Annotated in this window: 9 protein-coding genes; 4 read left to right on the forward strand and 5 right to left on the reverse strand. The window is 48.4% G+C overall.

Annotated features, from left to right (window positions below):
- Positions 1-37: 37 nt before the first annotated feature.
- A complete protein-coding gene (locus MHH93_RS10160; RefSeq protein ID WP_500053947.1) occupies positions 38-976 on the reverse strand; it encodes an NUDIX domain-containing protein in 939 nt (312 codons plus the stop codon).
- A gap of 239 nt (positions 977-1,215) precedes the next feature.
- On the opposite strand from MHH93_RS10160, the gene MHH93_RS10165 reads away from it, so the two are divergent.
- The 3 genes from MHH93_RS10165 to MHH93_RS10175 all read left to right on the forward strand — a co-directional run bounded on the left by MHH93_RS10165 (position 1,216) and on the right by MHH93_RS10175 (position 5,363).
- The gene (locus tag MHH93_RS10165) at positions 1,216-1,650 is read left to right on the forward strand and encodes a MarR family winged helix-turn-helix transcriptional regulator (RefSeq protein WP_500053948.1); all 435 of its coding nucleotides are present in this window, start codon (positions 1,216-1,218) and stop codon (positions 1,648-1,650) included.
- A gap of 103 nt (positions 1,651-1,753) precedes the next feature.
- Entirely contained in the window at positions 1,754-3,538 is a 1,785-nt protein-coding gene (locus MHH93_RS10170) for an ABC transporter ATP-binding protein (protein ID WP_500053949.1), read from the forward strand.
- Positions 3,522-5,363 carry an ABC transporter ATP-binding protein gene (locus MHH93_RS10175; RefSeq protein ID WP_500053950.1) on the forward strand — a complete coding sequence of 614 codons (1,842 nt, stop codon included), beginning with the start codon at positions 3,522-3,524 and terminating at the stop codon, positions 5,361-5,363. Before MHH93_RS10170 ends, MHH93_RS10175 begins: the two co-directional genes overlap by 17 nt.
- A 321-nt stretch (positions 5,364-5,684) precedes the next feature.
- Here the strand turns inward: MHH93_RS10175 and MHH93_RS10180 are convergent, their stop codons facing one another.
- Complete coding sequence (locus MHH93_RS10180) at positions 5,685-7,256, reverse strand: ATP-binding protein (RefSeq protein ID WP_500053951.1); 1,572 nt, start codon at positions 7,254-7,256, stop codon at positions 5,685-5,687.
- A gap of 257 nt (positions 7,257-7,513) precedes the next feature.
- Between MHH93_RS10180 and MHH93_RS10185 the strand changes: the two genes are divergently transcribed.
- Positions 7,514-7,849, forward strand: coding sequence for a hypothetical protein (locus MHH93_RS10185; RefSeq protein WP_500053952.1), 336 nt, complete (start codon positions 7,514-7,516; stop codon positions 7,847-7,849).
- Positions 7,850-8,088: 239 nt separating this feature from the next.
- Here the strand turns inward: MHH93_RS10185 and mglC are convergent, their stop codons facing one another.
- The 3 genes from mglC to MHH93_RS10200 all read right to left on the reverse strand — a co-directional run bounded on the left by mglC (position 8,089) and on the right by MHH93_RS10200 (position 11,764).
- Positions 8,089-9,108, reverse strand: a complete 1,020-nt coding sequence (gene mglC, locus MHH93_RS10190) for a galactose/methyl galactoside ABC transporter permease MglC (RefSeq protein WP_500053953.1) — start codon at positions 9,106-9,108, stop codon at positions 8,089-8,091.
- A 15-nt stretch (positions 9,109-9,123) separates the two neighbouring features.
- On the reverse strand, positions 9,124-10,629 hold the full coding sequence (locus tag MHH93_RS10195) for a sugar ABC transporter ATP-binding protein (protein ID WP_500053954.1): 1,506 nt from the start codon (positions 10,627-10,629) through the stop codon (positions 9,124-9,126).
- Between the two features lie 73 nt (positions 10,630-10,702).
- Positions 10,703-11,764 (reverse strand): galactose ABC transporter substrate-binding protein, encoded by a 1,062-nt coding sequence (locus MHH93_RS10200; RefSeq protein ID WP_036606548.1) that lies wholly within the window; start codon positions 11,762-11,764, stop codon positions 10,703-10,705.
- Between the last annotated feature and the right edge of the window lie 62 nt (positions 11,765-11,826).

Here is an 11,826-nt window from a genome sequence, read left to right on the forward strand (position 1 = left end):
GAATGACTCATTCGATTTCAGTGGTGCATACCACCTTCTATATGTTCTGCCTCTCTGGATTCAATCTGTATAAACGTGATGGTCGATGACCGGCACTGCTCGCATACTCTCCCGTCTCAATGACCCAATCAGCGATTTTGCGACGGAAAGCGGCAGCCAGCAGCTTTTTGCCACTAATGATCTCATGTACTTTCTGAAGTGCAGTCAGTGTGAATGTCTCGGGCATCAGATTGAATGCAATATCCGTGTATTCGATCTTGGATCGCAGACGCTCAAGTGCATAATGAATGATTTTGGCGTGATCAAATGCAATCCCCTGAACCTCACCCAACGTCACATGATGGCTCCGCACTTTTCCTTCTATCGTTTCTTTCGTCTCAACAATGGCCGACAACTCTTCTGTTTCATTGGTCAAAATCAACTGCAGCCTGCGTTCTGTCACACGTCCACGCTCATGGATATGGCGCTTCTCTTCCAGAAGACGCTGCTCCACCCGAAACCAACTGGCCTCACTGGCATCATCACCGGCCTGAAGCTCCAGCTCGCTGCTATCGACCAGCGCCATATAGGAACAGCTGATAACCCGTGTACGTGGATCTCGCTCCACATCTCCCCAGGTGTACAGTTGCTCCAGATAAATATCATCAAGCCCCGTCTCCGTCAACAATTCCCGCCGAGCAGCATCTTCCAATGATTCCTGCATGGAGACAAATCCGCCCGGTAACGCCCACTTTCCCAGATAGGGATGGCCGCCCCGCCGAATCAGCAGCAACTGGAGTTCAGGTTCCGCGAGCTTGCGATAATTCTCCTGAGCTTCACTGCGAATTGTAAATACCAACATGTCCACGGTAACGGAAGGACGTTCGTAATCACCCGCATCATACGTTTCCAGAAACTGTTGTTCACTGAGATGTGCCTGATCCTGATGCTCCTGGTAATCGGGAGCATTTCCTCCAGAGGAACCTTCGTTAGTCATACGATATAAACCCCATTCTGTTATTAACGTTTTGTTATTAACAATTAGATAATATCAATTTATCATATCATTTTGTCTCAGGTCAATATTTCCAATCCAAAATAAATGATCTGTATTCACTTGACGATATGTCAAATCAAACTTAAAATTTAGTTAGTCGACTAACTAAATGATGTATTCAAAAAGTCTAGTTTTCAGTACCAAGAAGATGGAATGAAGATAGAAATGGAGCGGATGATATGAACCAAGTCCACAATGAGCGTTTGATGGGACAGCTGTCCGAGCTCGTGAAACTGAAACGCTACAATGTTCATGAGAAACTTGTGAATCACCCCGAGTTATACCCGGGGCAGCCCCCTTTGTTGTTCCAGCTTGAACGGGAAGATGGCCAATCCCAGAAAAAACTGGCCGAACAACTTCAGCGCAGCCCCGCAACGGTAACCGTCATGCTCAAGCGCATGGAAACATCGGGTTATGTAAGACGCGAGGCAGACCCGAAGGATCTGCGCAGTCTGCGGGTATACCTGACCGATCAGGGCCGCTCCGCGCTGCAAGAATTGAGGATCGTCATTCAGGAGTTGGAACAGCAGGCTCAGAAAGATTTTACCCCGGAAGAATCCCGGATCATGTCTCTGCTTGCACAGCGTATGCTCCAAAACCTGCGTGAATCCTGAGGTGATGCAAACTCTCGACATCGCTAACAACAACTGGCTTGAAGCAGCTAGAGGTATGATGAAATTGATTCATCTATGCAATTAAAACTGAGGTGATTTCCTATTGTGGACGTTAAAACGATTCTTGACCCCGTATAAGTCGGCGGCGATCATCGCCCCGCTGCTCATGGTACTTGAGGTTGCCATGGACCTGCTCCAGCCCAAGCTGATGTCCAGCATCGTGGATGACGGTGTACTTGCAGGGAACCTACCCCATATTGTGACTACAGGTCTGATCATGCTGCTTGTTGCGTTAATCGGCTGGGTTGGCGGCGCAGGCTGTACACTCTATTCAAGTAAAGCTGCGGTGGGATACGGCACGGATCTGCGCCAGGAACTGTTTGACCATATTCAGACCTTCTCCTACCGTAATCTGGATACGTTTCAGGAAGGATCTCTGATCACTCGTCTGACCAGTGATATTACCCAGATGCAGACCTTTGTACAGATGCTGCTGCGGATGTTCATCCGTTCGCCGATGCTGATCATCGGTAGTATCATCATGGCATTTACGATTAGTGTGAAGCTGGCTTTGATTCTTATTGCCACTGTGCCCGTACTGTTTGTTATTTTATTTATTCTGATCAAAGCTTCCTATCCGCTGTTCGCCAGTGTTCAGAGCAAACTTGATCAGGTCAACGCCGTGCTCCAGGAGAATCTTGCAGGCATCCGTGTCGTCAAGGCGTTTGCACGTGCACGTCTGGAGAAAAAGCGGTTCAAGCAATCCAACGAAGATTATACTTCAACCGCCGTCAAAGCCTGGCGTATAGTCACGCTGAATGCACCCGTGCTCAGCTTGATGCTGAACGCGACCATTGTAGCGGTGCTGTGGTTCGGAGGCTTCCAGGTAGTTGGAGACGATATTGCTGCCGGAGATCTGATTGCTTTTATCAACTATGTCACAGTTGTACTCTCATCCCTCACGTCGATCGGCATGATGATGATGAGCTTCTCTCGCGCCAAGGTGTCTGCTGCCCGGCTCAACGAGGTGTTACATACACAGCCAGATATCCAATCGGGAACCGATAACTTCTGGAAAGTAAAGTCACTGTCTTCTATCCATGACCAGAACTCATACCAATCGTCTCCCTTTCCCACGCACACAGGCGGTCAAGTGGAGTTCAGAGACGTATCCTTCCGTTATGACGGAGAACATGCACTTACCGGCATTAATCTGATGGCTCGCCCGGGTGAGAAAGTGGCCCTGATCGGTTCAACAGGTTCAGGCAAAACATCGCTGGTGCAGCTAATTCCCCGTCTATATGATGCTTCGCAAGGTGAGGTGCTCGTGAATGGAGTGAACGTTCGTCACTGGGATCTTCAGGATCTTCGTAGCCGTGTGTCCATTGTACTCCAGGAATCCATTCTGTTCAGCGGCAGCATCCGGGATAATATATGCTTCGGCCGGCCCGGTGCAACAGATGCTGAATTGCGTGTTGCGGCACAGGCTGCGGCAGCGGATGATTTTATTATGAAATTGAAAAACGGGTATGACACGGAACTGGGTCAGCGCGGGGTCAATCTGTCTGGTGGGCAGAAACAACGTATATCCATTGCACGCGCCCTGCTTATGCGACCGGAAGTGCTGATTCTGGATGATAGCACCAGTGCTGTGGATCTGCGCACGGAAGCAAGTATTCAGAAGGCATTGCATTCCTTGATGAAAGACAGCACGACCTTTTTGATTGCACAGCGGATTTCCTCCGTCAAGGATGCAGACTGTATATATGTCATTGATGAAGGACAGATCGTTGCCAGGGGTACACATGATGATCTTATGGCTCATTCATCACACTACCAAGCCATCTATTATTCGCAGCAGCGGAAGGAGGATGTTCAATTTGGCTAAACCTGCCTCTTCCTCCATACAACAAACGGTCGTGCCTCCCATCGGAAGACCCGGACCAGCGGGCAGAGGACCTGTTCCCAAAGTCAGAGCCAAGAATGCTCGCCACGCCCTGATTAGGGTATGGTCATACATGGGACGTCATCGCAAAGGCGTCATTGCTGCATTAGTGCTGACTGCTCTCGGAACACTGCTGAATCTGGCAGGACCATATCTTCTCGGCCGCGCTGTTAACGAACATATCGTTCCCAAAGTAACAGCGGGTTTACTGAAGGAATGCCTCCTCTTGCTGAGTGTTTATGTCCTTGGCTCACTTCTGATGTGGGCTCAATCCTATGTCATGATTGGTGTGTCACAGTTGACCGTAAAGGATCTGCGACATGCGTTGTTCTCCCGACTACAAGAGCTGCCTGTCCAGTTTTTTGATAAAAATCAAAGCGGGGATCTGATGAGCCGGGCCACCAATGATATTGATAACGTATCTACAACGCTGAATCAAAGCGTAACCCAATTGATGTCCAGTGCCATTCTGCTCGTTGGCTCCTTGTCGATCATGTTTGCACTCGATGTTCGGCTTACACTGCTCAGTCTGATAACGGTACCCTTAATAACCATTGCTACTCGTCTTATCGCTTCAAGAACTCGCAAACACTTCACGGCCCAGCAGAAGTTACTTGGTGAGCTTAATGGTTATGCACAGGAAACCATTGCTGGACAAAAAGTCGTAGCGGCTTATAACCGTCAGGATCAGGCACATCAACATTTCAAGAACCTGAACGAGAAACTGCGTACCTCCAGCACACAGGCCCAGACGGTTTCAGGTTTGGTTGGCCCTACGATGAACGTGATGAACAATATTGGGTTTGCCATACTGGCTTCTGTGGGTGGATGGATGGCTTATCATGATCTGACATCCATCGGACTCATCGTCAGTTTTCTCGCATACTCCCGTCAGATTGAGCGACCGCTGAACGATCTGGCCAATCAGTACAATCTGATTCAGGCTGCTATTGCAGGTGCTGAACGTGTGTTCCAGATCATGGACACGCCTGGTGAATATGTGGAGGGACAGAAGAAACAGCTGGAACAGATTCAAGGTAAAGTTGTATTTGAAGACGTCTCCTTCGGATACAGTGCGGAGCGAGACATTCTGAAGAAGGTTAGCTTTACCGCAAAACCGGGTGAGATGATTGCACTCGTTGGACCGACTGGCGCAGGTAAAACGACCATTATCAACCTGTTACCCCGTTTCTACGAGATTACAGGCGGCCGGATCACCATCGATGGATGTGACATCTCGGAACTGGAGAAGGATCAACTCCGTCGGCAACTCGGCATTGTACTTCAGGATGCCTACCTGTTCTCGGGTACCATTCGCGACAATCTCGCTTATGGCAAGCCAGACGCAACCGATGAACAGATCAGGCAAGCAGCTATGCTTGCGAATGCACACTCATTCATCCGCAAACTGTCGCAGGGCTACGATACGCCCATCATTTCAGGGGGAAGCAATCTAAGCCAAGGACAACGACAGCTGCTGACCATTGCCCGGGCAATTCTGGCTGATCCAGCCATTCTTATTCTGGATGAGGCAACGAGCAGCATCGATACGCGTACAGAGATGCAGATCCAGGAAGCAATGCGCACGTTAATGAAAGACCGTACCAGCTTTGTCATCGCCCACAGGCTGAGCACGATACGTGAAGCCGATCAGATTCTCGTCATTGATGATGGACAGATCGCTGAACGGGGAAATCATGATGAGTTGATGCAGCAACAAGGATTCTACTATCAGTTACATCAGGGACAGCTCAATAAGTCGAACTAATGATTATTTACACAGACACTACGATGACAGAATAACCTTCCAATCGCTGTTATCCCCAGATTTTATCGATTCCCTTTTCACAAGGGGAAAATCCGGTGATAAAGGCGAACGCTCCGCTTTTTCAGGTTTTTTCTGTCTTCTCCGTTACGTGTAAATGATTAGTTCAACCCAATATAGTCTGATCTGAACCGATGTGGACTACACACATCAACGTATTAATCGAAATGCTAAACGCCGCATGGGTTCTTCAGGACCCATGCGGCGTTTTTATGTTTTTGTCTAATGACTATTTAATTGCTATCTCTGGGTAAGTTATATGATTTACGTCTCCATTGGCAGATGAAGCGTGAAGGTAGAACCAACCCCCATTTCGCTATGGACGGTAATTTTACCATTGTGATCCTGAACGATTTTCTGGCAGAGTGCAAGTCCCAGTCCTGTACCTTCTTCTTTGGTTGTATAAAAGGGATTAAAGATTGTGGATAGCGAATTTTCCGGAATGCCGCTACCTGTATCTGTAATGGAGATGAGTACCGCGTCTCCGTCCTGCAACAGATCCATATGAACCTCACCAGGGTCTGCCATCGCTTCAAAAGCGTTGCGGATCAGATTAATCAATACCTGCACAATCTTATCTCGATCCATGTTGATCACGACTGGCTCATTAGTCATTTCAAGCGTAATTCGATGCCCTCGGGATGCCGCATCTGACTCGGTCAGAGACATCACCCGCTCAAGGCAGTGGCCCAATTGTTCCGGCTTCATATGGTTGGCATGTGGTTTGGAAAACTGTAAAAATTCAGCCGTCAGATCGGTCACTCTCGTCACCTCACCCATAATTACTTCATACCATGGCGCGATATTAAATGCTTGTCCACGTGACAACTGCAAGAATCCCCGAATTGCCGTAAGCGGGTTCCGGATCTCGTGAGCCATACCCGCAGCCAGTTCACCTACGGCCCTTAGTCTTTCGGAACGAAAGACTTCTTCTTCATTTTTCAGCCATTTGCTGCGCTGTTGTTGAAGCAGTCTATCCTCGGCTACCGTCATAAAGTGCTGCAACGAATCCGACATCTCCGGATACAAAGAAATGCTGTAGCTTACCTGAAGTCCTTGAAGCTGAGCGGATAGCAATGACGACATTCGTTCTTCCACATCCTGGATCTCCGGTAAAACGACTGCGAATCGGTCTCCTGCATACCGGGATATGCCATAGGCCTCGGTGAAATGGCTGCTAATCATCTGGCCTGTACCTGTGATTACTGTACACCAGGGATCTTCTGAATCTTTTCTAAAGCCGCTAAAGTTGTTGACATTCAGAAGGACAAGCAGAAAAGAGCGACGTTCTTCCACCCTCTTATGCAACACCTCCATGTAACCTTCGTAATTCAACAATCCGGTAAGTGGATCATGCAGGGTCAGGAACCGATTCTTTTCCCGAAGCTTTCGCTTTTCGACCTCACTGTTAATCAAGGTGTGATACAAAAAAATGATAACAACCGAGGTTAACAGGTCAAACAACGAAACGAGCAAAGTATATGTATCTACAGGTACATACGAAAGCCGAATCACCGTATATTGCAGCATAAGCAGCAACGAAATCGGCAAGGTCTGCACCAACCGCTGTTTGTCCTGGATCATTGAAATAATGAGCATATAATACAGCATGTTGCACCAGTTCAGTTGACTGTAATAATGGAATATCCCGAGAAAAACCCACTGAAACTTCCGCAGTACAGGATATCGTCGCTCCCCATAAATACTTGCTACCAATAATATCGCTGAAAGAGACATTATTGCCATATGAGGGGTAAGCCCTAGAACATAAGAGGACAGCATGACAAGCAGACAGCCCAACGGGAATATCACCATTTTCATCGTGTAACTTAGCAAACAGCCTCGCCCCCTTTGACATAAAACTCACATCAAACAACTTATGTACATGTATTATATCGATTATGATTAGCTGATGTTGTCGATTAGTGGAGGCTCGTCAAATTCGCATGAATGTATAAGTTATGAAGGCAATAGGACATATGATGTAATTGTAATCGACAAAAATGAAACAATTCCTCTACGATGGTCTAAATTATGTTACAATCCATTAATGGATTAATTTAGGTTATACTCTTGGTTATGGAGGATGTTATATGACAACACAGCAAAAACCACTTGGCTTTGGAACGCTATCTCTGCTCGTACTGACGATGGGATTTGCTTTTAACTTTCCATGGGGCAAAGCCGATTTTATGATCAGTCATTACCTTTTTAACTTAATAAACATGCCAATCTATAGTAACGGAAATCAAGGACTTCACATTCCTTTTGTAGTAGCGGCCCTCTTCTGGATTCCAACCTTCTTGATGGCGAAAAAGTATCGTGCGCATTATGGCACAAGTATTGCCCGTAATGTGGCCGCATTTATGCTGGTATTTTGTATTATTGGCCCTATAATTACTGTTGTAGATTGGTTTGTAAATGCATAACGCTTAAAGCCAGCCCTCTATTATCCCGAGGGCTGGCTTCTTTGCTACTTTTTCCATATAAGATGAACAAATTGTTTACACGATAACGTAGAGGACAGAAATAACCTGAAGAAGCGGAGCGTTCGCCTTTATCCCCGGATTTTCACTTCTTTAGAAGGGAATCAAAAAATCCGGGGATAACAGCGATCGGAAGGTTGTTCTGTCATCGGAGTGACTGGTGTAACCTCTTGAGGCTCATCTTATTTCTTCGCCATATACTTACGAATATCAAAAGCCACGGCAGCAACAATGATCAATCCTTTGATAATCAACTGCCAGTATGGACTTACACCGATAAACGTCAGACCATAGTTAATGACCCCGAAGATTAGCACCCCGGCCATAACACCCGGCACCGTACCAATACCACCCGCCGTTGATACACCACCTACCACACACGCGGCTATGGCATCCAGCTCATACATGTTACCGTAATTGTTCGTCGCCCCACCTGTCCGAGCCGCTTCAAGCACGCCACCCAGACCATACAACGCACCCGCAATGGCATACAGCGCAACCAGATTACGTGCTACATGAATTCCGGATACATGTGCTGCCTGAATGTTGCCACCGATGGCGTACATGTTTTTGCCGAGCCGGGTTTTGTTAAAGATCACCCAGCAGATTAACGCCACCGCAATGGCAATCAGGACAATATATGGAATGGAGTAACCGCCACCCAGATCAATGTATCCAGAACCAATGACGGTGAAATCGGGTCTCAATCCTCCAATTGGCTGTGACTGGTTGGGTTCCGTATCAAAATAAATGGAGTTCAGTCCATACACGGCAACCATTGTACCCAGCGTTGCGATAAAAGGGGGAACATGTAACTTGGCGATAATAAGGCCATTCACCAAGCCCACGAACAGGCCCACCGTGATTCCAACCAGAATCGGCAATAACACTGGCAATTGTGGCAGATCAGGGAAGAAACGGTTCGCATACTCGTCAATCTGAAGCATTGATGCGGATACGACAGCCGTCAGCCCCACAACCCGACCAGCGGAGAGATCGACCCCTCCTGTAACCAGGATGAAGGCTGCACCGAGTGCTATAATGGCCCTTGTGGAGGACTGCTGTAATATATCACGCAGGGTGGAAAAAGCAAGGAAGTTCGGATCGGCGATAGCAATGCCAATAATAAGCAGAATCAGTACGATAAAGATGGCGCGCTGTGTTACATATTGCTTCACTTGATTGATCATCTGTGGGTTCATCGGTTTCCCTCCTGTCTAAGCCATCCGCTGCTGCGCGGCCAGCCTCATAATATCCTGCTCTGTAGCCTCAGCTCCGTCCACGATTCCGGTGAGACGCCCTTCGCTCATCACCATAATACGATCCGACATCCCCAGAAGCTCAGGCATCTCTGAGCTAATCATAATAATGCTTCTACCCTGACGAGCCAGTTCCGTAATGATGGTGTATATCTCGAACTTGGCCCCTACATCGATTCCACGCGTGGGTTCATCCAGCAGCAGAATCTCCGGATCGGTTAGCAACCAGCGGGCCAGCAAAACCTTCTGTTGATTACCACCCGAAAGGTTGCGAATCAGCGTGTTAACTGAAGGCGTTTTGGTTCTGAATTTCTGTGTCTGCTCCCGTGCTTCCTCGCGGCCTTTTTTCTCATTCAACAAACCTATGCGGTTTTTGTAACGGCCAAGACTTGCGATGATTGTGTTCTCATACACCGACAAGACGGGGAATATCCCAGTAACCCGTCGTTCTTCCGTGAGCAACGCTATGTTGTAACGCTTTGCGGCAGCGGGAGAATGAATTCTTACTTTGCGTCCATGGATCGAAATCTGACCTGAAGCGAGGCCTCGCAGCCCGAACAAGGACTCAATCAATTCTGTTCGCTGTGCGCCAACCAGGCCCCCTATGCCGAGCACCTCACCTTTACGCAGCTCAAAGGATACATCACGAAACGAGTTGGGCTGATTCGATGTCAGACCTTCCGCCTTCAAAATGACTTCACCAGGTACGTTCGTCCGTTCCGGGAATCGTTCGTCCATGTCACGCCCCACCATGCGTGTGATGATCAGATCTGTTGTTAGATCCGCAGCATCCCAAGTCCCAACTACGAAGCCATCACGCATGATCGTGACTTCATCCGAGATCGTCAGGATCTCCTCCATCTTGTGGGAAATGTAGATAATGGACACGCCGCGACTACGCAGTTCATTAATAATGGCGAAGAGCTGATCCACTTCCTTGCCTGTCAGGGAAGAAGTGGGCTCATCCATAACGATAACTTTGGACTGAAATGAGACTGCCTTCGCGATTTCCATCGATTGAATCTTGGACACGGACAGTGTGCCGGCCTGAGCCTTCGGATCAATATCCAGATTCAGGTCCTTGAACAGAGCCAGTGTGTCGGTATACATCCGTTTTTCGTCGACCAGTATTCCCTTCATCGGAAAACGTCCCAGCCAGATATTCTCCATCACCGGACGATGCGGGACCGGGTTCAGCTCCTGATGAATCATGGATATGCCTTGCTGAAGTGCAGCCTTGGAATTCGGAATATCCACAGCCTTTCCTTCAATGTGTATCGTTCCTTCATCTGGTCGATACATGCCAAACAGACATTTCATAAGTGTGGATTTGCCTGCTCCATTCTCTCCCATCAAGGCGTGAACCGTTCCCGGCTTCACCTTCAAGGTGACCTGACTTAGTGCCTGCACACCCGGAAATGCTTTGGAAACTCCATTCATCTCCAGCAGGTAAGATGACTCCATTTTGGTTCCTCCCTTCCATATGACCGGCAAAAAGGGACGCTACCCGAATGTCGGACGTCCCTGTCTCGTGCTGTTATTGGGCGTCGGCAATGTTGTCTTTTGTGATCTTTTTGTATGCAATCCAGACGTATTTCCCATCTGTAATGTCGTATTTGGTATTTTCCTTCGTTGGTGTCTCACCTTTGGCAAGTACGGAAGCCAATGCCACTGTAGCTGCCCCCTGATTCTTGGCATCATTAAGCACCGTGCCCAGCATCGTACCATCCTGTAGAGCCTGAATGGCTGGAGCTGTGGCATCCACACCTACCACCGGCATTGATTTGCCATCCTTGAAGTATCCGGCTGCTTTCAATGCCTCAATGGCCCCCAGGGCCATGTCATCATTGTTCGCGAGAACCGCTTCAATCTTGTCGCCATGGGATGCCAGGAACGCCTGCATTTTCTCCTGCCCCTTCACGCGGTCCCACATCGCCGTGTCTTCCGCCAGTGCTTCCACTTCAATACCGGCATCCTGGATCGCCTGAACTGAATATTTGGTCCGAAGCTCTGCATCCTGGTGACCCGGTTCCCCTTTCAGCATGACGTATTGCAGTTTGCCATCGCCGTTTTTGTCTGCTTCCGGATGTGCTTTCCAGTAATCCACAATCAGCTGTCCGGAGATCGTACCGGACTCCTCCGCTTTTGCTCCGACGTAATAGACCTTATCCCACTTGTTCATATCTTCAGCCACAGGCTCCCGATTAAGAAATACCACCGGAATGTTCGCTGCCTTGGCCTTGTCAATGATGACACCCGCCGCCGTCCGGTCTACCGGGTTCACGGCCATGGCATTATATTTCTTGGATACAAACAGATCGACCTTCTCGTTCTGGGTTGGCTGTGCATTCTGGCTATCCACAATATCCAGAGTCGCAACACCTTCCGCTGCTGCGGTCATCGCATTACGCACACCCGTCATGAATGTATCATCGAATTTGTAGATGGCGACACCAATCTTGGGCGTTTCCGTCCCGGCTGCTGTCTGGCCTCCTGTATCTGTTCCCGTACTTCCACCTGCGCTGTCTCCGCCGCTGCTACATCCCGCCGCCACAACCATACATGCCGTAATCAACAGTGTCATCCATGTTTTCTTCATATCCTAATGACCTCCCCCAAGTTCATTCGGCTTTACCGATATCTTTATTATGAAAGGGTTTA

The sequence above is a fragment of the Priestia sp. FSL H7-0729 genome (genome assembly GCF_038005685.1).
GTDB lineage: Bacteria > Bacillota > Bacilli > Paenibacillales > Paenibacillaceae > Paenibacillus.

Bases quoted from the DNA above. Each gene is read 5' to 3' on its own strand.
- MHH93_RS10175 (WP_500053950.1), top strand. From the start codon at position 3,522: ATGTTCAATTTGGCTAAACCTGCCTCTTCCTCCATACAACAAACGGTC.
- MHH93_RS10165 (WP_500053948.1), top strand. From the start codon at position 1,216: ATGAACCAAGTCCACAATGAGCGTTTGATGGGACAGCTGTCCGAGCTC.
- MHH93_RS10185 (WP_500053952.1), top strand. From the start codon at position 7,514: ATGACAACACAGCAAAAACCACTTGGCTTTGGAACGCTATCTCTGCTC.
- mglC (WP_500053953.1), bottom strand. From the start codon at position 9,108: ATGAACCCACAGATGATCAATCAAGTGAAGCAATATGTAACACAGCGC.
- MHH93_RS10160 (WP_500053947.1), bottom strand. From the start codon at position 976: ATGACTAACGAAGGTTCCTCTGGAGGAAATGCTCCCGATTACCAGGAG.
- MHH93_RS10200 (WP_036606548.1), bottom strand. From the start codon at position 11,764: ATGAAGAAAACATGGATGACACTGTTGATTACGGCATGTATGGTTGTG.
- MHH93_RS10195 (WP_500053954.1), bottom strand. From the start codon at position 10,629: ATGGAGTCATCTTACCTGCTGGAGATGAATGGAGTTTCCAAAGCATTT.